Source organism: Aeromonas rivuli (assembly GCF_000820045.1).
GTDB lineage: Bacteria > Pseudomonadota > Gammaproteobacteria > Enterobacterales > Aeromonadaceae > Aeromonas > Aeromonas rivuli.
The window spans coordinates 247707-271271 of record NZ_CDBJ01000100.1 but is presented as its reverse complement, the minus strand read 5'-3'; the positions used below and the strand labels follow the sequence as shown (position 1 = coordinate 271271).

The 23565-nt window shown below is 61.4% G+C and carries 16 protein-coding genes; 13 read left to right on the top strand and 3 right to left on the bottom strand.

Translation table 11 applies throughout. From position 1 onward, the window contains the following. Positions 1 to 4: 4 nt before the first annotated feature. On the bottom strand, positions 5 to 238 hold the full coding sequence (locus tag BN1130_RS22495; RefSeq protein ID WP_157014129.1) for a hypothetical protein: 234 nt from the start codon (positions 236 to 238) through the stop codon (positions 5 to 7). Here BN1130_RS22495 and recC point away from each other — a divergent pair. The 6 genes from recC (at position 237) to BN1130_RS20940 (ending at position 13042) form a co-directional block, all read left to right on the top strand. Then, positions 237 to 3647, top strand: coding sequence for an exodeoxyribonuclease V subunit gamma (gene recC, locus BN1130_RS20965; protein ID WP_042044370.1), 3411 nt, complete (start codon positions 237 to 239; stop codon positions 3645 to 3647). The genes BN1130_RS22495 and recC overlap by 2 nt on opposite strands. 2 nt (positions 3648 to 3649) lie before the next feature. Further along, positions 3650 to 7252 (top strand): exodeoxyribonuclease V subunit beta, encoded by a 3603-nt coding sequence (gene recB, locus BN1130_RS20960; protein ID WP_042044369.1) that lies wholly within the window; start codon positions 3650 to 3652, stop codon positions 7250 to 7252. A gap of 8 nt (positions 7253 to 7260) precedes the next feature. Continuing rightward, positions 7261 to 9300, top strand: coding sequence for an exodeoxyribonuclease V subunit alpha (recD, locus tag BN1130_RS20955; protein ID WP_157014128.1), 2040 nt, complete (start codon positions 7261 to 7263; stop codon positions 9298 to 9300). A 42-nt stretch (positions 9301 to 9342) separates the two neighbouring features. Then, a complete protein-coding gene (locus BN1130_RS20950) occupies positions 9343 to 10899 on the top strand; it encodes a coiled-coil domain-containing protein (protein ID WP_042044367.1) in 1557 nt (518 codons plus the stop codon). A 74-nt stretch (positions 10900 to 10973) separates the two neighbouring features. Next, entirely contained in the window at positions 10974 to 11687 is a 714-nt protein-coding gene (locus BN1130_RS20945) for an SIMPL domain-containing protein (RefSeq protein WP_042044366.1), read from the top strand. 344 nt (positions 11688 to 12031) lie between these two features. After that, on the top strand, positions 12032 to 13042 hold the full coding sequence (locus BN1130_RS20940) for a sensor domain-containing diguanylate cyclase (RefSeq protein WP_042044365.1): 1011 nt from the start codon (positions 12032 to 12034) through the stop codon (positions 13040 to 13042). A gap of 126 nt (positions 13043 to 13168) precedes the next feature. Here the strand turns inward: BN1130_RS20940 and BN1130_RS20935 are convergent, their stop codons facing one another. Continuing rightward, positions 13169 to 14692: an EAL domain-containing protein gene (locus BN1130_RS20935; protein ID WP_042044364.1), complete on the bottom strand. Its 1524-nt coding sequence runs from the start codon at positions 14690 to 14692 to the stop codon at positions 13169 to 13171. Positions 14693 to 15185: 493 nt separating this feature from the next. Between BN1130_RS20935 and BN1130_RS20930 the strand changes: the two genes are divergently transcribed. After that, a complete protein-coding gene (locus tag BN1130_RS20930; RefSeq protein ID WP_042044363.1) occupies positions 15186 to 17108 on the top strand; it encodes an EAL domain-containing protein in 1923 nt (640 codons plus the stop codon). Between the two features lie 94 nt (positions 17109 to 17202). Here the strand turns inward: BN1130_RS20930 and BN1130_RS20925 are convergent, their stop codons facing one another. Further along, positions 17203 to 18105 carry a 1-aminocyclopropane-1-carboxylate deaminase/D-cysteine desulfhydrase gene (locus BN1130_RS20925; protein ID WP_042044362.1) on the bottom strand — a complete coding sequence of 301 codons (903 nt, stop codon included), beginning with the start codon at positions 18103 to 18105 and terminating at the stop codon, positions 17203 to 17205. 69 nt (positions 18106 to 18174) lie between these two features. On the opposite strand from BN1130_RS20925, the gene BN1130_RS20920 reads away from it, so the two are divergent. From BN1130_RS20920 to BN1130_RS20895, 6 genes are all read left to right on the top strand, one after another. Beyond that, on the top strand, positions 18175 to 19038 hold the full coding sequence (locus tag BN1130_RS20920; protein ID WP_042044361.1) for a hypothetical protein: 864 nt from the start codon (positions 18175 to 18177) through the stop codon (positions 19036 to 19038). A gap of 156 nt (positions 19039 to 19194) precedes the next feature. After that, positions 19195 to 19788, top strand: a complete 594-nt coding sequence (locus BN1130_RS20915) for a PilN domain-containing protein (RefSeq protein WP_042044431.1) — start codon at positions 19195 to 19197, stop codon at positions 19786 to 19788. A gap of 70 nt (positions 19789 to 19858) precedes the next feature. Beyond that, entirely contained in the window at positions 19859 to 20500 is a 642-nt protein-coding gene (locus tag BN1130_RS20910) for a type II secretion system protein M (protein ID WP_042044360.1), read from the top strand. A 7-nt stretch (positions 20501 to 20507) separates the two neighbouring features. Continuing rightward, the gene (locus tag BN1130_RS20905) at positions 20508 to 20804 is read left to right on the top strand and encodes a SctD/MshK family protein (protein ID WP_042044430.1); all 297 of its coding nucleotides are present in this window, start codon (positions 20508 to 20510) and stop codon (positions 20802 to 20804) included. Between the two features lie 121 nt (positions 20805 to 20925). Continuing rightward, entirely contained in the window at positions 20926 to 22605 is a 1680-nt protein-coding gene (gene mshL, locus BN1130_RS20900) for a pilus (MSHA type) biogenesis protein MshL (RefSeq protein WP_042044359.1), read from the top strand. 53 nt (positions 22606 to 22658) lie between these two features. Continuing rightward, entirely contained in the window at positions 22659 to 23549 is an 891-nt protein-coding gene (locus BN1130_RS20895; protein ID WP_042044358.1) for an ExeA family protein, read from the top strand. Positions 23550 to 23565: the final 16 nt, after the last annotated feature.

Sequence of the window (23565 nt, the reverse complement as noted above, 5' to 3'; positions counted from 1 at the left end):
TACGTCATATTTTCCATAAAGTTCCCATGTTTTTAGCCGGCGCAGCAGCGCCGGCTTTTTTGTGTCCGTGATTTGCCACCGCCAATGTCGGTAGTGTGATGGCGGCCCGCTCTGCTGCTACAAGGGCCTTTTGCATCTTCCCCCCCGATCCCTGACAATCCAATGTCTGGTGAAGTGACGGGATTTGTTCATCTTTTCCTGCGCGCACCCCTCTTTTTAATTGGCGGGACTTGCCCATGTTTACCCTCTACCACTCCAATCAGCTGGATCTGCTCAAAGAGTTGCTGGTGAACCATATCCGGCAGGCGCCCCTCTCTCACCCCTTCGAGCACGAGCAGATCCTGGTGCAGAGTCCCGGCATGGCCCAGTGGCTCAAGCTGGAGCTGGCCAAGGCCTTCGGCATCGCCGCCAATATCGACTTCCCGCTGCCCGCCAGCTTCATCTGGGAGATGTTCACCCAGGTGCTGGCGGATGTGCCCCGCCAGAGTCCCTACAACAAGGGATCCATGAGCTGGCAACTGATGACCATATTGCCCGCCCTGCTGGACAGGCCCGCCTTCGCCCCGCTCGCCGCCTATCTGGGGGGGGATGAGCAAGATCCTGCCCAGGATCCCGAGCAAGTAAGGCTCTGGCAGCTCTGCCAGAAGGTGGCGGATCTCTTTGACCAGTATCTGGTCTATCGGCCGGACTGGATCGCCCGCTGGGAAGCGGGGGGGGGATTGGTTGATGGCAACAGCCAGGAGCTGGCCGGGGTGAGCGGTCAGGATTGGCAGCCCGAACTGTGGCGCGAGCTGGTGGCCCGCACCCTGGCCCTCGCGCCCAGCGGCTACCACAGAGCCAACCTCTACGAGGAGTTTATCCACGAGCTGGCGCGCACCCGTGAATTGCCGGGCAAGCTGCCCCAGCGGGTCTTCGTGTTCGGCATCTCGGCGCTGCCGCCGCGCTATGTGGAGGCCCTGCTGGCCCTCGGCAGCAGACCCGAGGTGGAGGTGCACCTGTTCGTCACCAACCCCTGCCGCTACTACTGGGGGGATCTGCTGGACAGAAAAACCTTGGCGCGGCTCGAAACCAGGCTCAAGCCCGGCACCGACATCGAGACCCTGCAAGGGCCCGCCAACCCGCTGCTCGCCTCCATGGGCAAGCTGGGGCGCGACTACCTGCATCAGCTGATGGAGCTGGAGGTGCCGCAAATCGAGGCCTTCGTCGATATCGACGAGGTGGATGAGCAGGGCAATGTCAGCCTGCTGCGCGCCATCCAGAAGGATGTGCTGGAGCTGGCAGAACGGGGCGCCGGTCAATTCGACCTCGACAGCAGCCATCACAAGAGCCCCATCAGCCCGGCGGATGGATCCTTGCAGATCCACGCCTGCCACGGCCCGATGCGCGAACTCGAGGTGTTGCACGACCGGCTGCTAGGGCTGTTCGAGCAGGATCCCTCTCTCACCCCGAAAGATGTGGTGGTGATGATGCCGGACGTGAACAGCTACGGCCCCTACATTCAGGCCGTCTTTGGCGCCCGTGGCCAGATCCCCTTCGCGGTGTCGGATCGGGCGGCGAGTCAGGAGAGCCCGCTGCTGCAAAGCTTCCTCGCCCTGCTGCACCTGCCAAATGCCCGCCTCGGTGCGGGGGAGCTGCTGGCCATTCTGGAAGTGCCCGCCGTGCTGCGCCGCTTTGAGCTCGATGACGACGAGTTCAACCAGCTGCGGGTCTGGGTGCAGGAGACCGGCATCCGCTGGGGGCTGGATGACGGCTACCCCGTCCGCTTCGATCTGCCGCCCATGTCCGGCAACAGCTGGCTGTTCGGCCTGCGCCGCATGCTGCTCGGCTTTGCCATGGGAGATGGGGAGCCGGTGGCGGGCATCTTGCCCTGTGCCGACAGCACTGGGGGTCAGCAGGGCCCCTTGGCCAGCATCTTGCCCTACGCCGAGATCGAGGGTCAGCAGGGACTGGCGCTCGGCAAGCTCGCCTGGTTCGTCGACTCCCTGGCGGAATTTTTGCCCCGGCTGCAACAGGCGCAGCCGCTGGCAGAGTGGAACGCCTGCCTGCTGGCGCTGCTGGAGCGCTTCTATCTGGCCGACGAAGATGAAGAGCGTCAGCTGCAGCTTATTCGCAGCCAGCTGGCCGACTGGCAGACCCAGCTCGGGGAGGCCCGCTTCGATCAGCCCATCACCGCCGACCTGTTGCAGGATTATCTCGGCAGCGTGCTGGGGGAGTCTCGCTCCAGCCAGCGCTTCCTCGCCGGTCAGGTCAACTTCTGTACCCTGATGCCGATGCGCTCCATCCCCTTCAGGCAGGTCTGCCTGCTCGGCATGAACGACGGCGTCTACCCGCGCACTCTGGCCCCCATGGGCTTCGATCTGATGGCGGTGGCATCGCGGCGCGGTGATCGCTCCCGCCGCGATGATGACCGCTACCTCTTCCTCGAGGCGCTGCTGAGCGCCCAGCAGGGGCTCTATATCAGCTATCAGGGCTTCAGCGCCCAGGACAACAGCGACAAGGTGCCCTCGGTGCTGCTGGCGGAACTGATCGACTATGTGCGTCAGGGTTTCGTGCTGGCGGGGGATGAGAGCCTGGATGACGAAACCTCAGGCCGGCGGCTGCTTCAGCACCTGATAGTGGCGCACCCGCTCACCCCCTACAGCCGCAACTACTTCTACCCGGAAGCAGAGTCCCGCCTCTTTACCTATGCCGCCGACTGGCTGCCCGCCCTCAATCCGGTGCGCGGCGCGGCCAACTTCCAGAGCGGCGAGCTGCCGCTGCCTCCCGAATGGGGCAAGGAGCAGGGGCTGGAGCTGGCGGAGCTGCTGCGCTTCTATCGCCAGCCCACCAAGTATTTCCTCAACCGTCGCCTCAAGGTGTGGTTCGAGCTGAATGAAGCCAACATCGAAGACAGCGAGCCGTTCGAGCTGGACGGCCTGCAGCACTATCAGCTCAAGGCCTTGCTGCTCGATGCCCATCTGGCACAAGGAGATAGTGCCGTGCGTCGCGAGCGGTTGCAGCTCACCGGCCTGCTGCCCCAAGGCTGGTTCGGCAGCCTGCTGCTGGAGGATCTGGACGCCGAGATGGGCAAGCTGGCGGATCGGCTGCGCCCCTGGGTTGCGGCCAATGAGGCAGAAAAACGGGCGGTGGAGATCGATATCTCCCTGACCCAGGGCCAGCTGCAGGGGTGGATAGACACCCAGAAGGGGCGCTTGCTGGTGGTGAAACCCGGCAGCTTCAACGGCAAGGATCTGCTGCTGGGCTGGGTTCAGCACCTCTGCCTCTCCCTGAGCTGTGCCCCCGGCGACACCCTGCTGTTCGATGCCAAGCAGAGTCTGCGGCTGCCAGCTCTTCCGGCCGAGGAGGCGCGCCCCAGGCTGGCTGCCCTGGTCTCCCTCTGGGCCCAGGGAATGAAGCGGCCGCTGCCGTTTTTCCCCAACACCGCCTGGGAGTGGTTCAGGGCGATCGAGAAGGATCCGGACAAGCCGGAGGCGGCCGACAAGGCGGCCCTCACCCGCTTCAACGGCGGCTACATGGTGACGGGGGAGGGGCAGGATCCTTATGTCGCTCGCTGCTTCCCCGAACTGGATGACGCCGTGCTGGGCCAGTTGCAGGCCCTGGCCCGCGAACATCTGACCCCGCTGCTGACCACCCTGGAGATGATGTGATCATGGCCAACCCGCTCAATACATTGCGTTTTCCCCTCCACGGTGAACGACTGATCGAGGCCTCTGCCGGCACCGGCAAGACCTACACCATTGCCGGTCTCTACCTGCGCCTGCTGCTGGGGCACGGCCCACTGATCGAAGAAGGCGCCGATGTGGGTCAATCCAGCGCCCACGAGCGGCCGCTCTCGGTGACCGAGATCCTGGTGGTGACCTTTACCGAGGCCGCCACCGCCGAGCTGCGGGGGCGGATCCGCGGTCGCATCCACGAGGCGCGGCTCGCCTTTATGCGGGGTGAGAGCAAGGATGACTTGCTGGCCCAGTTGCTGATCGAGGTGGAGGATCACGAGCTGGCGGCCCGCCGCCTGCTGGCCGCCGAGCGGCAGATGGATGAGGCGGCTGTCTTTACCATCCACGGCTTCTGTCAGCGGATGCTGAAACAAAACGCCTTCGAGTCGGGCGCCCTGTTCGAGACAGAATTTTTGACCGACGACAGCCAGCTCAGGCTGCAGGCGGTGAGCGACTACTGGCGCGCCGAGTTCTATCCGGTGGATAAAACCCTCGCCAGCTCGGTGCGCGCGCTCTGGCCTAGCCCCGCCGCCCTGCTGCGGGAGATGAACGGCTGGCTCGACAACAGCGAGCTGGAGATACACCCCGCCTTGGGGGATGAGACCCTCGCCGCCCGCCATCAGGCGGCCATGAGTCGCATCGCTGCGGTGAAGAGCGAATGGCTGGCGCAGGGGGGCGAGATCCGCCGCCAGACCGACGGCCAGATCAGCCGCTATACCGGCAAGAACTACGAAGGCTGGCTTGCCAAGATCGGCGACTGGGCGCAGGACGAGGACAGTGGCTACGCCATCCCCAAGGAGCTGGAGCGCTTCGGGCAACGCGTGCTGGAGGAGAACCTCAAGAAGGGGGGCGCAGTGCCGACCCTGCCGCTGTTCAGCCAGATCGACGAGCTGCTGGCGAGCCGCCCCGGTATTCGCGATCTTATCCTGCAACGGGCCGCCAAGGTGGTGCGCAGCCGGATGCAGGCGAGCAAGCGCCAGGCTCATCAGCTCTCCTTCGATGACCTGCTCAAGGATCTCGATGGGGCGCTCGGCTCCAACCTTGGCGAGCGGCTCTGCGATCGCATTCGCGCCACCTACCGGGTGGCGATGATAGATGAATTTCAGGATACCGACCCCCAGCAGTACCGCATCTTCCACCGGCTTTACGGCGGCCATAGCGACACGGCGCTGTTGATGATCGGTGACCCCAAGCAGGCCATCTACGGCTTTCGCGGCGCCGACATCTTTACCTACATTCAGGCGCGGCGAAATGTGAGCGCCCACTACACCCTTGGGCGCAACTGGCGCTCCAGCGGTGCGTTGGTGGGAGCGGTCAACGGCCTGTTCGAGCGAGCCAGGGATCCCTTTATCTACGAGGCGGATATCCCCTTCCTGCCGGTGGAGGCCCAGGGCAAGAGCAAGGCGCTGCTGCTGGGTGGCGTTACCGCTCCTGTGCTCCACTGCTGGCAGCTGACCGGCCAGCCCACCTTTAACCGGGGGGATTACCAGAGCAAGATGGCCCGCGCCACCGCCGCCGAGATCCACCGCCTGCTGACCCTGGCCCGCGAGGGCAAGGCACAGATAGGCGACAAGGCGGTGAAGGCGGGGGACATCGCCGTGCTGGTGCGCACCGGCGCCGAGGGCAAGCTGGTGCAGCAGGAGCTGGCGCGGCTCGCCATCGCGTCTGTCTATCTGTCGAACCGCGAGAGCGTACTGGAGCAGGTGGAGGCGCGGGAGATACTGCTGATCCTGCACGCCTGCCAGAACCCGAGCGAAGAGCGCAGCCTGCGGGCGGCGCTGGCGACCGGCCTGTTCGATCTCGACGCCAGGGCACTCGATGCGCTGGCCTCGGACGAGCGGGCCTGGGAGAGCGCGGTGCAGGAGTTTATGGAGTACCGGCAGATCTGGCATCGCCGTGGCGTGCTGGCCATGCTGCGGGCCCTGCTGCACAGGCGCAATCTCGCCTCCTCCCTGCTGGCGAGCCCCTATGGCGAGCGGCGGCTGACCAACTTCCTCCATCTCGGCGAGCTGCTGCAACAGATAAGCAGCGAGCTGGATGGGGAATATGCCCTGCTGCGCTGGCTGGGGGAGGCGGTGAGCCGCCCGGGCGGCCAGGATGCTGAGCAGGTACTGCGCCTCGAATCCGAGCGCAAGCTGGTGCAGATAGTCACCATCCACAAATCCAAGGGGCTGGAGTACCCGCTGGTGTTCCTGCCCTTTATCTGCAGCCACAGAACCGCCGAGACCCCGCTCTATCACGAGGCGGACGAGGGGGGCAATCGCACCATTCTCGATCTGACCGGCGCAGACCATTCGCTGGCCGAAGCGGACAAGGAGCGCCTCGCCGAAGACTTGCGTCTGCTCTACGTGGCGCTGACCCGGGGCGTCTACGCCACCTGGCTGGGGCTGGCCCCGGTGCGCTCGGGCAACGGCAAGTCGGAGAAGACAGAGCTGCACCACACCGCCATCGGCTACCTGCTGCAAAAGGGGGAAGAGGGGGATGCCGAGACGCTGGCGACCGCCCTCACCGAGCTTGCCCAGGCGCTGCCCGGGGTGGTGGTCTGTGAGCCCTCGCTCACCCGTCCGGCCCCGTTGCCGCCAGAGGAGGAGCGGCTGGGGGAGCCCCAGGTGCGCCACTTTACCGGTCGGCTGGAGCGGGACTGGTGGATCAGCTCCTACTCCGGGCTGGCGGCCCAGGGGAACGGCCACGGCAAGGGGGTCTTGGCGAATCCCGGCTTCGATGACGAGGTAGTGACCGAGGCGGCTGCCGCTGCGCAGGAAGAGGAAGCGCCCCAGCCCTCCATCTTCACCTTCCCGAAAGGGGCGCGCCCCGGCACCCTGCTGCACAGCCTGTTCGAGACCATAGACTTCGAGAGCGCCGCTGGTGAGCCGCTGGCACAGCATATCGCCAGTTTGTTGCTGCAAGATGGTTTCGACGAGAGCTGGGCCCCGGTGCTGCAACAGCAGGTGGAGGCTGTGCTCGATACCCCCCTTGATACCGGCTTTGGGGAGCCGGTGCGGCTGCGGGATCTGGCCCCCGATCGCAAGCAGGTGGAGCTGGAGTTCTTCCTGCCCATGGGGCGGGTGACCGCCCCGGCGCTCACCGCGCTCTGCCAGCAGCACGACCCCCTGTCGCGGGCCAACAAGCCGCTCGGCTTCGCCACAGTGCAGGGGATGCTCAAGGGCTTTATCGATCTGGTGTTCGAGTGGCAGGGGCGCTGGTATCTGCTCGACTACAAATCCAATCACCTCGGCATGAGCCCGGCCGATTACAGCCGTCCGGCGCTGGAGCGGGCCATGGCGGAACACCGCTACGACCTGCAATACCAGCTCTACTCGCTGGCGCTGCACCGGCTGCTCAGCCTGCGCCTGCCGGGCTACGACTTCGACCAGCACTTTGGCGGGGTTTTCTATCTGTTCCTGCGCGGCATGCCGCAAGGGGGGGTATTCCATACCCGTCCGAGTCGTGAACTGGTGCTGGGGCTCGACAAGTTGTTTAGTAAAGGTGTAATGCCTGACGATCATCGTTTAGAAAAACCAAACAAGGCAGAGGCATGAGGGGCGAGATGAAGAGCGACGGTATGATCGAGCGGCTGAAAGCCCTGGCGCTAGGGGGGCGTATCCGCCAGCTGGATCTGCAATTTGCCAAACTGGTGGCCGATTTGGGCGGCGGCCCCGAGCTGGTGCTGGGGGCCGCGCTCGCCTGCTTCGAGCTTGGGCGCGGCCATGTCTGCCTGCCGCTTGACATGCTCGCTGCCGGATCCCTGCGCCCCTTCGGGTTGGATCCGGATCAGAGCCGGGATCTGCTGGGGGATCTGGCGGATCCTGCGAGCTGGCCCGCCCTCTTTGCGGCAAGTCCGCTGGTTGGCTCTGAACAGGATGACGGGCTTGCCCCGCGCTGGCCGCTGCGGCTCTGGCACGGGCGCCTCTACCTCACCCGCTACCACGATTTTGAGCTGGGGGTGACCCGCCACCTGCGTGCCTTAAGTGAACGCGCCGAATGGCCCGAGATAGCCCCGGCCCTGTCGCGCCTCTTTGCCCGCGACCACGGTCTGGTGTTCGGGGCGCTGCTCAAGGCCCGCCTCGCCCCGGATTTCTCGGCCCGCCACTTCGTCGAGAAGTATCTGGATCTGGTGTTCCCGAACGAGGTGGATTGGCCCGCCATAGAGGCGCTGCTGGGGAGCGCCCAGGCGGCGAGCGACTTGAGCAAGCTGGATGCGCTGGTGCCCGAGGCGCTCTGCTGCAACGGCCAGAAGCTGGCGGCGGCCACCGCGGCGGCGCGCCCCTTCGCGGTGATCTCCGGCGGCCCCGGCACCGGCAAGACCACCACTGTGGCCAAGCTCCTGGCCATTCTGGTGGAGACAGGCCTGCAAACAGGCAAGGCCCCGGCGATCCGGCTGGTGGCCCCCACCGGCAAGGCGGCGGCGCGCCTGACCGAGAGCATAGGCTCTGCCCTGCAGGCGCTGGACTTGCCCCCCGAGTGGGCCCAGGCCATCCCTACAGAGGCGGGCACCTTGCACCGGCTGCTCGGGGTGATCCCGGGGCGCAGCCAGTTCCGCCACCACGCGGGCAACCCGCTGCACCTCGACTTGCTGGTGGTGGATGAGGCCTCCATGGTCGACCTGCCCATGATGGCACGCCTGCTCGATGCGCTGCCGAGCCACGCCCGCCTCATCCTGCTCGGCGACAAGGATCAGCTCGCCTCGGTGGAGGCGGGGGCCGTGCTCGGGGATATCTGCAGCTTTATCGAACAGGGCATCAGCCCCGCTCAGGCGGATTGGCTCTCCCGCCAGACCGGCTACCGCCTGCAGGGTTCGCCTGCCGGTGCACCTGTGCGCGACAGCCTCTGCTTGCTTTCCAAGAGCTGGCGCTTCGATCAGCACTCCGGCATAGGCCAGCTGGCGCGGGCCTGCAACGCGGGCGATGCCGCCGCGGTGGAATCGGTCTGGAGTGCGGGATTCAAGGACATCAGCCTGCACCCCTGGGCGGGAGAGGCCTACGAGGCCCTGATTGCCCAGGGGGTGGCCGGTTACGGCAGCTATCTGAAGGCGGCCCGCGCCGGAGAAGAGGCGTCTGCCGTGTTCAAGGCGTTCAACGGCTTCCAGATCCTCTGCGCCCTGCGGGACGGACCCTTCGGGGTGCTGGGGCTCAACGAGCGGCTCGAACTGGCCCTGTCTCGGGCCGGGCTGATCCAGCGCGACGGCGACTGGTATGCGGGCCGCCCCGTGATGGTGGTGCGCAACGACCACGGGATCGGCCTCTACAACGGTGACATGGGGCTCTGCCTGCCCGATGAAACCGGCCGCCTCAAGGTGTGGTTCGAGCAGCCGGACGGCAGCCTGCGCGCGCTCTTGCCAAGCCGCCTGCCCCCCCACGAGACCGTCTACGCCATGACCATCCACAAATCCCAGGGCTCCGAGTTTGCCCATACGGTGCTGGTGCTGCCCGACACCCCCAGCCCGCTTTTGACCCGCGAGCTGGTCTATACCGGCATCACCCGCGCCAAGGCGCGCCTCGATCTCTACGGCGACCGCGCCCTGCTGGCCCAAGCTGTGCGGAAAAAGACCGAGCGTTATTCGGGGTTGGCGGAGCGGTTGGGGGAGTGATTTTAAATTGTAGGTATATCCAAGCTTTAAATGAGTAAAGCTATGAAGAATGAAATATTGTCATTTATGGGGTTAAAGGGGAATGAGATGGATAAAGCAGAGTTTAATAGAGAGAAAGATTATATATGGAAGAAAATCTCTGAAATAACATTGGAGATGGATAAAAAAGCTAATGCTGAAGAATTGAATAAGCTAGCAATGACTATTCCTGAAAGCTTGAAGGATGCAACACAAGCATCCAAGAGAACCTCTGAGTTTAGAAATAGAGCTAAAGAAGCTAAGGAGGAGGCTGAGAAAGCAAAAGGGTTAATTGATAAGTTTAAAGCAGACGCAGAATCTGCTTTTGGTCGTGTTACTGATATTGATCTACAAGCCTCAAATATCCATGATAATCTAAAGACGTTACTGAAAGATGCAACGTTAAAGCATGATGGATTAACAATAGCTTATGATGAGTCAACCGAAGTTATCGATAAAATAAAAGAGATAATTCAGGAGCATGATGAGCTTGTTAATACTGTTGAGTCGATTCAGGAATATAGAAAAGATAGTGAGTCAAATCATGGGAAGATAAAGTCGCTGTTATCACAAAGTGCGATGTTGAAAAGGGATATTGATAATATCCATGATGAAATATTTGGCTATGACAGTACTGCGGAAGGAAGTGAGGAAGAGACGCGGGTAGAGGGATTGTTAGATAAATTAAATAAGACATATAAAGAATTGCGAACTGAACTATCAAAAATGACAACAGATATTGAAAGTCATAAGTCTAACACTAGTGATTTTCTATCTAAATTAAAGTCAGAAGCTGAGGATAATTATGACAAATACATCTCAGGTTGCCATGATTCATATAATGAAGTACTGCATAACATAAAAAGATTGCTACCTCAAGCTATGACGGCGGGCCTCGCATCTGCATATAATGAAAAAATAGATAAAGAAATAATCGAACAGCAAAAGCATGAGAAATCATTCAATTGGTCAATTTTTTATCTTGTGTTAATATCACTTCTTCCATTCGCTATAAATGCATATAGACTGTTATCCAGTGGGGATAACTTAATTGTTATTATTAAAGACACTCCATATTTATTAAGCGCAATGTTGCCATTGTATATTCCTGTATTGTGGCTGGCCTATACAACGAACAAAAGTTATAAGTTATCTAAGAGACTAATTGAGGAATATACTCATAAAGGTGTTGTCAGTAAGACATTTGAGGGTTTATCTCACCAAATTGATGAGTTAGAAGATCAGGCAATATCTGAGGAGCTCAGAGTTAAGCTTCTCTTCAATATCGTATCTGTGAACACAGAAAACCCAGGGAAGTTGATTTCAAATTATGATAAATCAGACCACCCGCTTATGGATGCTCTCGATAAAAGTGCACAACTTGCCGATGCTGTAACCAAACTGTCTAAAATACCTGGTTTCTCTGCCATTGCTAAAAAGCTAGATGATCAAGCAAATCAGATTGTTGCCGATAAATCAGATAAAATTAATGCAGTTCTGAACTCTGATGTAGATGGCGCGGAAAATGAAGAGGCTAAAAATACAGCATCCAAAGATTCACGACCGGGGCAGGCGGCATAAAAACTGTCAAATTACATTTTTCAATACAACTAGGGAACGTCTTGTCACAAGACACCACTGATGCGGAGTTTGTTATGGAACAGAGCGTGAAATCTTCCCTCGCCCTCGGCAGCCTGCTGCTGGTCGGGCTGCTTGGCATGGCCTGGATAGGTGGCAACAGTCTGCTCAAGGCCAAGGAACTTGAGCGGCGGGTGTCGGTGAAGGGCTTGTCGGAGAAAGAGGTGCAGGCCGATATCGTGGTCTGGCCGATCCGTTTCTCCGGGGCCAGCAACGAGTTGCCTGCTCTTTATAGTGAGATGGGCAAGAGCGCCGCCGCCGTGCTGGCCTACCTCAAGCTCAACGGGGTGGCGGAGGAGGAGATACTGATTGCGCCCCCCGCGGTCACCGACAAGCTGGCTCAGCCCTATGGTGGCGCCGAGTCGGGCGCCTTCCGTTACACCGCGGCCCAGACCATCACGGTGCGGTCCGCTCAGGTGGAGCGCGTTCGCCAATTGATGAACGGCATCGCCGAGCTGGGTCAGCAGGGCATCGTCTTCGGGGGGCAGGATTACCAGCAGACCGAGTTTATCTTCACCAAGCTCAACGAACTCAAGCCGCTGATGGTGGAGGAAGCGACTCGTTCGGCACGGGAAGTCGCCGACAAGTTTGCCAAGGACTCCGACAGCCGGCTCGGCAAGATCCGTACCGCCAATCAGGGCCAGTTCACCGTGGAGAATCGTGACTCCAGCACCCCCTATATCAAGAAGGTGCGAGTGGTCTCGACGGTGGAATATTACCTCTCCGACTGATCCCGGCCCGGCGCCAGCCAGCCGTGGCTGGCTCATGTTCGACTAGCCGACGCCCTGGCTTGAAGCATGGGGTTGAAGTCTTGAATTGATTCAGTGGATGCATGGCCATGGCGAGCGCCGGGAGCCATCATGACGCCAGTTGTCTGTCCAGCGTCATATCGCGGCTCGCATCCCGCTGTCGATGGCCGGGAAGCCGCTTGCCACGCGCTGTGCCGTTCGAATCACACCGTCCCAAAAAAGTGTGATTTTGAGTATTCGGGGCGCCAGCGCAGGTATTTTTCACCCTGATGCCCCTACACTTGATCCCACTAAGTGGCCCCATGAGTGTGAGCAAGGATGGCATCATGAATGAGGACAGCTATCGACAGCAGTATCAACAACTGCCTGATGTGACGGACGATGTGGTGCAAGCCATCATCGATCTGGTCAGTGATGGCATCTGGGATTGGCACATAGACACAGGCTATGTCTATCGCAACTCGGGTTGGTACCGGATGCTGGGCTATGAACCCCACAGTCTGGACAATGACGTATTGACCTGGGAGTCCCTGATCCACCCCGAGGATCTGACCCGGGTCATGCTCCACTTCGATGACTATCTGAGCGGACGTTCGCCCTGCTATCGCATCGAGTACCGCTGCCGCACCAGTGGTGGGGATTATCTCTGGATAGAGGACTGCGCCCATATTGTCACTCGTCTGCCTGATGGCGCCCCGGCCCGCATGATAGGGGCGCACCGCGATATTCATGACAAGAAACTCTATTTTGAGACCCTGGTATCGACCAACAAGTCCCTCGCGCTGCTGGTAGACGAGTGTACTCAGGAGTTGCGCCACACCAACGAGGAGTTGCACCGCCAGGTGGAGGAGAATCGGCGCCTGGCCGAGACGGACTCCCTGACCCAGGTCGCCAATCGCTATCGACTGGAGCAGACCCTGCGCCATGAATGTGAACGGGCCAAACGCTTCAACCATGCCTTGAGCATAGTGACGCTCGATATCGATGAGTTCAAACAGATCAATGACTTGTATGGCCATTGCGCCGGAGATCAGACCCTGGTCGAGCTGGCGAATCAGGTAAAACACCAGTTGCGGGAGATAGACACCCTGGCGCGCTGGGGAGGGGATGAGTTCATCCTGATCTTGCCGAGCACCTCATTACAGGATGCGCATCGGGTTGCCGAGAAGATCCGGGCTCACATTGCCGAGGTGGGGCTACAGACGCCGCTGCCCATCACCCTCAGTTTCGGCCTGGCGGAATACTTGCCGGGAGAGGGTTCCCATCAGTTGCTCAATCGGGCTGATGGCGCCCTCTATCGGGCCAAGCGGCTCGGCAAGAACCTGATCAGCGAGTAGTGCCCCCAGACTCTCATGCCCATATCTGACCGCGGCAGCCATGCCGCCCGCTCTGCTGTGAAAGCGTGCGCCAAGGTGCGTTCTTTGGCGACAGGCTAAAGCCTGTGGTCTCTCGTTTAACCTCTTCTACTCTGCGGGGCGGGACACCTTGACCGGCGGGCGCCAATGGATGACATCCATCAAGGCCATGGGCCTGGCGAACACATAGCCCTGGATCAGGTAGACGCCCCGTTCGGCGAGATAGTCCAGCTGGGCCTGGCTCTCGACCCCTTCCGCTATCATCTCCATTCGGGATTTATGGCCGAAGGCGATGATGGCATCGAGCACGTTACGTTTCAGATCCTGGGTGCCTATGGTGTCGATAAACATCTTGTCTATTTTTATGCGGCTGATGCCGAGCCGTTGCAGATAGGAGAAGCCGCCGTAGCCGGTACCAAAATCATCGATCTTGAAGTGGTAGCCTCGCAGGCCAAGATTGGCCATCTCGCGGGCCGCCGTCTTCATGTCCGAGATGGGGATACGCTCGGTCAACTCGAAGGTGAGCCGGTCGGGATCCGGCCAGTGCAAGCGGGTCAGCAGCTCTTGCAGATAGGGGCGCTCGACGTGGGCTGCGACCAGATTGACACTGACCCATTGGGGGGCGGCCAGTTGCTTGAGATCTGCCACCACCTGGCAGACCAGCTGCTCCGTCATGGGGATGATCAGCCCCTGACGCTCCGCATAATCGATGAAGGCCCCAGGGGAGATGAAATCTCCGCCCCGTCGCCAGCGGATCAGGGCCTCATGGCCGACGACCTCATGGGTGCGGCTGTCGACAATGGGTTGGTAGAAAGGCAGAAACTCCCCCCGTTGCAGACCCAGCTTGAGCAGACCCTCCAGGGAGTTGCGGTAGTTGCGCAGCAACCAGTAACCCGCGGCCAGCAGCAGACCCAGGGGAAGGGTAATGAGCAGTCCGATATGACGGATTCGTTCGGCTGCATGCTGACGCAGGGCCGTGCCAGCCCACAGGGTCTGTTGCACCTGTTGGCGTTCATACAGGTGGCTGAGCTTGATTGCATGGGGCTGACTCATGATGTCGGCGTTGCCTCGCGGGAAATAGAGGTGAGCCAGGGCCGGGTCATGATGGGTTAATTCCAGATAGAAACACGCCTCGCAAGGGGTGCGTAGCAGTTCATGGGTCCAGCTGTTGCTGAGCACCCAATAGGCCAGGTTGCCTGAGCGTTTGACGTAGACCATCAACTCTTGCTCTGTGCCAAATAAACTCTCGGTGGCGGTGAGCCCGAAGCCTGAGGGCAGTGGCTTGCCTTCGATGCCTGTCAGCTGAGGGAGTCCCGCACCAAGAGTCGAACAGCTCTTGCCATCTGCGGACTGGAGCCCCGCGAGGCGGATAAGGCGACTGTAATAGTTTGGGGCGCGCAGCAGCGCCATGTCTTCTGCGCCACAGTCGAACTTGAAGTGTGCCAATTGGCTCTCCATGTCGTGTTCGAGTACTTTATTCAGCTCCTCCTGATAGGCGAGCAGCTCTCGCTCCTTGGCCTTGAGCAGCTGATGGGTGATCGGGCCGGTCAGTAGCGGACTGAGCAGCAATAGCAGCAGAGCAGGAGCACACAACAACCCCAGGCTAATCCACAAAGAGGTGAGTCGAGACATGAGTAACCCTTGCCATTGTCGAACCGTCAGGCTCGATTGAGTTTTGAACAGCATAGCGATTAGCTGTATCAATTTGAGTGACGCAGTTTGCGTTTTCAAACTAAGAAAGTAACTTGCTGATAATAGTTGAGTTTTTATCTACGTCAGCACAAGATTCAATCGATGACCTGTCAGAAATGACAATTGTCCAGCTTATCCGAACTCGGTAGAGTAGCCCTGCGGTTTGACTCACCGTGTGTTCAATACTCCTGTATCTGTATGTTTTGTCAGTAGCACAGAGTGTTAGTTTTGATATGAGTGTTTTGGTCCCCTCTGCGGGACCACTTTTCTTTCTGCTCCCCCTCATTTTTACCTTCCCGAATCACCTTGGTATTGGCGGCGCTATTGATTATGCTCGCGCCCTTAATCTCAGCAGTGGGATCCTCGTCCATAGGCGGGCTCGGATCCGGCTGTTACCATGAGTCCACACGGACGTTGGTGCAACGGAAGGCCCATGAAACTCACGACACAACTCGTCTCCTTCATCACCTTGTGCGTAATAGCGGCCATGACCATGGTGCTACTGGGCGGGGTATTCAGCTTTCGCCAGCTCGGGTTTGAGATGCAGGAGAACAAGATCAGTGCCCTGGTCGAGGTGATCGACAAGCAGCTGGAGGTGGCCGATGACCATCAGGATCTCACCCGCTGGCTGCCGACCCTGCTGCGCTCGGCACGGGTGGTCGAGCTGGAGGTACGCCAGGGAAAGCAGCGTATCTACTGGTTTCGCGACGTGCAGTTTCAGGAAGACGAGAGTCTGTTGATCCCCTACCGTCGGCAGCTTGACCGCCAGCCGGGTCTGGTCGCCGACTTTAAACTGGAACGCCCCTTCAAAGAGTTCGAGTACTCGATGCAGGCCATGTCCGGCATCTCCCTTGGCATATTGATAGTGGTGTTCGGGCTCTGGTACTCGATCCGCTGGCTGCGTCTGCAACTGCGGGGCGCCGAGCTGCTGGCCCTGCGGGGTCAGCTGATCCTCGATGGCAAGCTGGCCAAGCTGGCCCATGATCCGGCCGAGGAGTGGCCCGTTTCGGCCAGCAATGCCCTCGACAAGCTGATCGCCGAGCTGACCGATGCCCGCAAGGAGCGCAGCCGCTTCGATAACTTCATTCGCAGCAATGCCTTTGTCGACAAGGACATCGGCATCGGTAACCGACTCTTCTTCGACAACAGGTTGGAGAGCGCCATCATGGAGGCGAACGTGATGAGCGGCGGCATGCTGCTCATCGAACTGGCCTGCCTGGAAGAGCTGGACATCGAGGAGCAGGCTCATCAGGTGCGGGAGCTGCTGCAGGAGACGAGCGGCTCCATCGCCACCTTCGTGCGCAAGCACAATGGTGCCTTGCAGGCCCGCTACGCCGGTCAGGTCTTTGCGGTGCTGCTGCCCAACATGGCCGAAAACGAGATGGTGGACGGGGCCAGTCAGTTGCTCAAGAGCCTGCAACGGTTGCACTGGCCCGCGCAGGTCAACCCGGAAACGGCCGTCTTCATCGGTGCGGTCTGCTATCAGGCCAGCGACTCCCTGCTCAAGGTTCAGGAGGAGGCCGAGCTGGCCCTCAAGAGCGCCAGACTCCAGGATCACAGCGGCTGGTTCCTCTACGAGAAACAGCTGGATCTCGAGCCGAGCAGCAAGGGCACGGTACGCTGGCGCACCCTGCTCAGCCGCAGACTGGAAGAGGGGGGCATCGACTTCTATCGCCAATCGGTGCAGCAGGATCGCGGCGCCCTGGTGCTGCAACAAGAGATACTGACCCGGATCCAGGATGAGCAAGGCCGCACACTGCAGGCCGGTGTCTACATTCCCATGGCCGAGAAGACCGGGTTGTTGCTGCCCCTGGATCGGCTGGTGGCGGAGCAGACCTTGCTGCTGCTGCGAGCCGGTGGCGAGGCGAGCCCGCCCATGACCCTCAGTCTGTGCGCCCAGAGCATGCTCAATCGCGAATTCCAGCGCTGGCTCTTCTTCGCCCTGTTCCAATTGCCACGCAGCACCAATGAGCGGCTGGTGTTGCAGTTTTCCGAGGCCCAGGTGACCCGCCATTATGAGGCCCTCAAGCGGCCGCTGCGCTCCCTGCGCATGCTGGGCTGCCAGTTGGCCATCGATCATGCGGGTCAGGACGTGGTGAGCACCCAGTACATCAAGGAGTTCGAGATAAGCTTCCTGCGCCTGCACCCCAGTCTGGTGCGGGAGATCCAGAGCCGTCAGGTCAATCAGATGGCGGTACGCAGCCTGGTGGGGGGCTGTGCCAACACCCAGGCGCGGGTCATCGCCGTCGGGGTGGAGAGCCAGGAGGAGTGGAAGATGCTGCGCCACCTGGGGGTCTATGGTGGTCAGGGGCCCTGGTTCTCCGAGCCGGAGCCGCTCCCCTCGCCTCAGGCCTGAGTCACCGGGTCAGCCCGCCTAGGGGATCCCGGTCGATGAGCAGTGACACAGGGCCTGGGCGGCCCTGTGTCATTGGTGATGACGCTGCCCAGACTCAGATCCGGCCTTGCTCCCGCAACCCGGCCAGTCCCTGCAGGCCGCCGGTGTGGATGAAGACGATGCGGCTGCCTCTGGGGATGCGTCCGGCCGCCAGCTCGCGAAACAGCCCCCACATCGCCTTGCCGCTGTAGATGGGTTCCAGCGGCAGACCCGTCTCGGCGCTGAAGGCTTGCAGCCACTGCCAGAGCGCCGGGCTGAACTTGGCATAACCCCCATCGTGATGGTCGAGGGCGATGCGCCAGTGCGGATCCTGCTCGGCGGGCGGATAGAGGCGGCAGACCTCCTCGCGGATGAAGTCGCCCCCCTTGAGCACGGCGATGGCGAGGATCTGTTCCCCGGTGCGCTTGCCCGAGACCAGACCCGCCAGGGTACCGCCGCTGGCGCAGGGCAGCACCCAGAGATCCGGCGAGAAGGGCAGCTCATCGACCAGTTCCGCGACCCCGGGCAGGGCCAGGGGGGCGCTGCCACCCTCCGGAATAATCAGGGTATCTGGAGCCTCGAACTGCGCCAGCCAGCCGGGTTCCTGGCGGCGTCGATAGCTCTGCCGGTCGACAAAAATGAGATCCATGCCCCAGCCCCTGGCATCTATCAGGGTGGGATTGCTGACGGCACTCGGCTCACCACGTATGATGCCGGTAGTTTTCAGGCCAAATTGACGCCCAGCCGCCGCCAAGGCATGGATATGGTTGGAATAGGCACCGCCAAAGGAGAGCAAGTGGGTCTTGCCCTGTTCCCGGGCATGGGTCAGCTGGTACTTGAGCTTGCGCCACTTGTTCCCCGAGAGCTGGGGGTGGATGAGATCGTCGCGTTTGCACCAGAGCGTGACCCCGTACTCGTCCAGTAAGGGGTGGCTGATGGCTTGCAGGGGGGAGGGCAGTCTGCCTTGGGTATCCGTCATTTATCTAGAGGCTAATCCACTGTATATGTTAAGGTTTGATTCGTTTTTCGCGGCCAGGTATCGGCGAGCATGACATCCTTTTTTTCCGCAAAGCCCCAAGGGCGCCCGGTGGGGCTGCTGCTGGCCCAGGACAGGGTCATGCTGGCAGCGCTCAGCGCATCCCCTCTCTTCGTCACCCGCAAGGTCAACAGTCAGCAGGAGTGGCCTCTTGCCATCGCCGAACTCTTTCAGCGTCACGGTCTCGCCAAGTCGCGGGTGCGGGTCGCCCTGGCCGCCAATCTCTGCCAGCAGGTGCAGATAGACAAGCCCGCGGTGCCCGAGGCCGAGATGGCCGGCGCCCTGCCCTGGGCCGTCAAGGATTACGTCAATGAACCGGTAATGCAACTGGCGATGGATTATGTGGACCTGCCCACTCCGCCTGCGGGCCAGCCGCGCATCAATGTGATCTGCGTGCCCAAGAGCCGGATCCAGCTGGTGGCCGATGCGGTCAACGCCGTGGCCCACCTGGAGGCGATACAGAGCGACGAACTGGTGCTCACCGCCCTGTATGAGCGCGACCCTCAGGTGCGCATGCTGCTCTGGCAACCCAGGGGCCAGGATCTGCAACTGCTGGTATTTCGTCAGGGTGGACTCTGCTTCTCCCGCCAGCTGCGCGGTTTCTCCGCCCTGACCGCGGAGCAGGAGCCAGACAGCATGCAGCTCGACAGCCTGATGCTGGAGATACAGCGCTCCCTCGATTACCTGGCAGGTCAGCTCAAGTTGCCCGAGATCAGCGCCCTGCAGCTCGCCATTGCCTCTCCCTTCATGGGCACCCTGGTGCGCCACATGGAGCAGACTTTCGGCTTCCCCGTCTCGGCCATGGCCAATAAAGCGGTGCTGGCCGGGGTCGAGTACCTCTCAGCCTATGGCGCCGCCCTGGGAGGCCGCGCATGAGCCTGATCAGGATGAACAGTTGCCAGATAAGCCGTGGGGCCTCTGCTGCGGTTCCGGGAGGCCGGTCATGAGCCAGACCACGATGAAAAATGACCTGATAAGCCGTGGGGCCTCTGCTGCGGTTCCGGGAGGTCGGTCATGAGCCAGGGCGCGCAAATGAAGCATCAGATCAACCTCTACAGCGCCGAATTTCGCCCCCGTCGCCAGTGGGCCAGTTTGCCGCAGATGCTGCTGGCTTGGGGCCTGCTGGCCCTGCTGATGAGCGGCCTCGGCGCCCTCCATGGCTGGCAGCAGCAAGGGGTGAGCCGTGAGCTGGCCCAGGTGCGCCTGGCCCTCGATGTGCAGCGCAATGAGGCCAAGCGGCTCGACACGGCCCTGGCTCGTCATCAGGCCGATGAGGCATTGCAGCGCACCCTGGCCGACAAGCGTGACGAGTTGAGTGCCAAGCAGGGGCTGATGCGCCAGCTCGGCAGCCTCTCTTTGCAGAAATCCCAGGGCTATGCCGGTATCCTGTCGGATCTGGCCCGCCTCTCCAGCGACAAGCTGGCACTGGAGCGCATCGAGATCAACGAGGGCCACATCAATCTGGCCGGGGTGGCGCGCGCCAGCCAGGACGTACCGGCCTGGGTCAATCGCTTCAAGCAGATGCCGACCCTGGCGGGCAAAGAGTTTGGTGAGCTGACCCTGAGCCGTGACAAGGCGGGGCGGCTGCAGTTCCAGTTGAGCGGTATCGCCCGGGAGAAGCCCTGATGATCGCACAGTGGAAAATGGATGCGGGTGTCATGCCGCTCAAAGTGACCTGGCAACGCGGGGGGAACCCATGAAGGCCCATTGGCAACAATATGGCGAGCGGGTGGCGGCGCTGAGTCAGCGTGAGCGGGTACTGATCCTGCTGACCGGTCTGATCCTGGTGTTCGCCCTCTTCTATTACGGCTGGCTGGAAGGGGCCGCTGCCCGGCTGGATCAGGACAGGCAGGCGCTGGTCACGGCCCAGCGGGATCTCGAGATCATGGGACTGGAGAACCAGGGCAAGCAGGCCAAGCTCAACCGGGATCCCAATCTCGGGGTGCGCAGTCAGCTGGCGAGCGTCACGCAAGAGTTGGTGCGCATCGACGCTGACCTCAAGGCTCAGACGGTGGATCTGATCCCGGCCGACGAGATGGCCGCGGTGCTGGAGAGCCTGCTGGCCAGCTCCTCTCGTCTGCACATGCTGGCCCTGACCACCATAGCGCCGACCCCTCTGGTGGCGGGGGATCAGGCCGACAATCTGTTCAAGCACGGTATCCGCCTCAAGCTGGAAGGGGGGTATTTCGACGTTTATCAATATCTGAACGCACTGGAAGCCTTGCCCCGCCACTTCTACTGGCGGCTGTTCGATTATCGGGTGCAGGGGCATCCCAGTGCCGTGGTGGAGATGGAGATCTACACCCTGAGCACCAGCAAGGAGTTCATTCGTGGCTAAGTGGCTGATGTTTTTATTGTTGTTGGCACCACTTGCCCAGGCTGAGGTGTTGCGGGATCCGACCCAGCCGCTGGACGGGCTGGCGGGCAATGCCAGCCCTGTTCAGGGCGCCGGTCTGCCCAGACTGCAGAGCATCATGCTGGGCAATGGCCCGGCGCGCGCCGTGCTGGATGGGCAGAGTTACCGCATCGGTGACAGGGTCAACGGCTATCGACTGGTCGGCATAGACGCCGATGCGGTGCACCTCGACAAGGGCGGCAAGCGACTGCGGCTGGCCCTGTTCGCCGCCGGGGTATTGCAGTGAGCCGGGCCAGGGCTGCGAGGGACAGGGCAATGACGTCCTGTGCCGCCGCTCGCCTGGCCGTCATCCTCTCGGCGCCGTGCGCCAATCCGAATCGCATTTTATGTCAGGGCATCCTCATTTCATGAAAAGACATCGACTCTGCCTGCTCTCCCTCGCCGTATTGGCCGCAGGCTGTACCAGCTATCGTCACCCAGAGCCCACCGCCGCCAAGGATGCGTTGCGAGACGCGCAGCTCGAACAGCAGCGCAATGCCCAGGCTCAGGCGCTGGCAGTGCCGAGCGCGGTGCAAAGCGAGCTGCTGGCGCTCAGTCGTCCGGCCATGCCGACCGCCATGCCCGAGAAGCGGCTGCGGATCGCCGCCCGGGATGTGGAGGCGGTCGACTTCTTCGGCTCCCTGTTCAAGGGCTCCCGTTACAGCGTGGCGGTACACCCCGGTGTCGCCGGGATCATCTCCCTGGAGCTCAAGGATGTGACCCTGCCCGAGGTGCTGGCGGTGACGGCGGACATGTATGGCTATGACGTGCAGCGCAAGGGGTATGTCTATCACATCTACCCGGCCGGACTGCGCACCGAAACCATTCCGGTCAACTACCTGATGATGGCGCGCCGGGGCATGTCCCGCACCGCCATCAATACCGGGGGGGTGACCGCCAATGACCCCAATAGCGGCAGTAGCAACAACAGCTTCGACAACGGTAACAACGGCAACAATGGCAACAGCAATAACGCCGGGTCGAGTCGCAGCAGTGACAACCAGAATGGCACCCAGATAGAGACGGACACCAACACCGACTACTGGACAGATCTCAAGGAGTCCCTGCAGACCCTGATCGGCAAGGGAGAGGGGCGCGCCGTGATCACCAGCCCCCAGGCGGGACTGGTCACCCTGCGCGCCTATCCCAATGAGCTCAAGGCGGTGCGGGAATTCCTCAACCAGTCCGAGTCGCACCTCAAGCGTCAGGTGGTGCTGGAGGCGCGGATCCTGGAGGTAGCCTTGAACGAAGGCTATGAGCAGGGGGTGGACTGGAATGGTCTGTCCGCCACCTGGGACGGTAACAAGGGGATCACCGGCATTGGCAGTCTGGTTGGCAATACGGTCGCCGCCAGCACCAACCCCATCTTCAAGGCGTTGGGGGGCGGCGCCGGTTTCACCATCTCGGATGGCAACTTCGATGTGGCGGTCAGCCTGCTCAAGACCCAGGGGGATGTGAATACCCTCTCCAGCCCTAGGGTGACGGCCACCAATAACCAGAAGGCGGTGATCAAGGTCGGGACCGACGAATACTTCGTCACCGATGCCTCCACCACTGTCACCAGCAGCAACAATCAGGATCAGGTCTATCCCAACGTGGAGCTGACCCCCTTCTTCTCCGGCATTGCCCTGGACGTGACCCCGCAGATCGACGAACAGAATCGGGTGCTGTTGCATGTTCACCCCTCGGTGATCGACACCCAGGAGCAGCAGAAGACCATCAGCGTGGGCACCACCAACCCGCTGGTGCTGCCCCTGGCCAAGAGTTCGATCCGCGAGTCCGATACTGTGGTGCAGGCCAACGACGGTGACATCATCGTCATCGGCGGCCTGATGGAGACCAAGAAGCAGGAGATAGTGAGCAAGGTGCCCCTGCTCGGCGACATCCCCTGGGTGGGGGAAGCCTTCACCAACCGCAGCGAGAGTACCCGCAAGGTGGAGCTGGTCATCCTGCTCAAGCCGACAGTGGTGGACAAGGACACCTGGCAAAAAGAGCTGCAACGCTCCTCCGAGCTGCTGGATAAATGGTACCCGTCCCGGGATCAGTGAGCCGCGATGCGCGCTCGCGTCCCGCGCCCCTCGCCATCCGGCAAGGCAGTGCCATGTACCTGAACCACTTCGGTCTGCAGGAGCCTCCTTTCGCCCTGACCCCGAACACCGGCTTCTACTATGGCCTGCCTCCCCACGAGGAGGCGCTGCAGGTGCTGCACTGGGCCCTGGCCGAGGGGGAGGGCTTCATCAAGGTGACCGGCGAGGTGGGCACCGGCAAGACGCTGCTCTGCCGCAAGTTGCTGGTGGAGCTTGGCTCCGAACAGAAACCGGTGCGCCTCGCCTGGCTGCCCAACCCGCACCTGAATCCGGCCGAGCTGCGCATCGCCCTGGCCCTGGAGCTGGGGCTCGCGCTGCGGGACGGCAGCGAGCTGGACATCACGGACAGGCTCCATCGTCATCTGATCAGCCTGCATCAGCAGGGATGTCGGGTGGTGGTGCTGATTGACGAGGCCCAGGCATTACCCGATGAAACCCTGGAGGCGATCCGGCTGTTTGGCAACCTGGAGACGGAGTCGAGCAAGCTGCTGCAAGTGGTGCTGTTCGGCCAGCCCGAGCTGGATGCACGCCTCGCCATGCCCCATCTGCGTCAACTGCGCCAGCGTATCGGTTTCTCCTATGGCCTGCGCCCCTTGCGTCTGGACGAGGCGCGCGCCTACCTGGAGCACCGATTGCACATCTCAGGTTATCGCGGTGCCCCCCTCTTCTCCAAGGCGGCCCAGCGCCTGCTGTGGCGCGCCTCCCGGGGCATTCCCCGCCTCATCAATGTGTTGGCCCAAAAGAGCCTGATGGTCAGCTATGGCAAGGGCACGTCCCGCATTCTGCCTGCCCAGGTGCGGCTCGCCATTCAGGATACCGAAGATGCATCTCGCCCCTGGCGAGGTGGCTGGTGGTGCCTGCTGCTCATGCTGGGCGTCGCCCTGACCTATGGGGTCTGGCCATGAACCGAATCGACAGCGT

Bases quoted from the DNA above. Each gene is read 5' to 3' on its own strand.
- recC (WP_042044370.1), top strand. From the start codon at position 237: ATGTTTACCCTCTACCACTCCAATCAGCTGGATCTGCTCAAAGAGTTG.
- BN1130_RS22495 (WP_157014129.1), bottom strand. From the start codon at position 238: ATGGGCAAGTCCCGCCAATTAAAAAGAGGGGTGCGCGCAGGAAAAGAT.
- recB (WP_042044369.1), top strand. From the start codon at position 3,650: ATGGCCAACCCGCTCAATACATTGCGTTTTCCCCTCCACGGTGAACGA.
- recD (WP_157014128.1), top strand. From the start codon at position 7,261: ATGAAGAGCGACGGTATGATCGAGCGGCTGAAAGCCCTGGCGCTAGGG.
- BN1130_RS20950 (WP_042044367.1), top strand. From the start codon at position 9,343: ATGAAGAATGAAATATTGTCATTTATGGGGTTAAAGGGGAATGAGATG.
- BN1130_RS20945 (WP_042044366.1), top strand. From the start codon at position 10,974: ATGGAACAGAGCGTGAAATCTTCCCTCGCCCTCGGCAGCCTGCTGCTG.
- BN1130_RS20940 (WP_042044365.1), top strand. From the start codon at position 12,032: ATGAATGAGGACAGCTATCGACAGCAGTATCAACAACTGCCTGATGTG.
- BN1130_RS20935 (WP_042044364.1), bottom strand. From the start codon at position 14,692: ATGTCTCGACTCACCTCTTTGTGGATTAGCCTGGGGTTGTTGTGTGCT.
- BN1130_RS20930 (WP_042044363.1), top strand. From the start codon at position 15,186: ATGAAACTCACGACACAACTCGTCTCCTTCATCACCTTGTGCGTAATA.
- BN1130_RS20925 (WP_042044362.1), bottom strand. From the start codon at position 18,105: ATGACGGATACCCAAGGCAGACTGCCCTCCCCCCTGCAAGCCATCAGC.
- BN1130_RS20920 (WP_042044361.1), top strand. From the start codon at position 18,175: ATGACATCCTTTTTTTCCGCAAAGCCCCAAGGGCGCCCGGTGGGGCTG.
- BN1130_RS20915 (WP_042044431.1), top strand. From the start codon at position 19,195: ATGAAGCATCAGATCAACCTCTACAGCGCCGAATTTCGCCCCCGTCGC.
- BN1130_RS20910 (WP_042044360.1), top strand. From the start codon at position 19,859: ATGAAGGCCCATTGGCAACAATATGGCGAGCGGGTGGCGGCGCTGAGT.
- BN1130_RS20905 (WP_042044430.1), top strand. From the start codon at position 20,508: ATGTTTTTATTGTTGTTGGCACCACTTGCCCAGGCTGAGGTGTTGCGG.
- mshL (WP_042044359.1), top strand. From the start codon at position 20,926: ATGAAAAGACATCGACTCTGCCTGCTCTCCCTCGCCGTATTGGCCGCA.
- BN1130_RS20895 (WP_042044358.1), top strand. From the start codon at position 22,659: ATGTACCTGAACCACTTCGGTCTGCAGGAGCCTCCTTTCGCCCTGACC.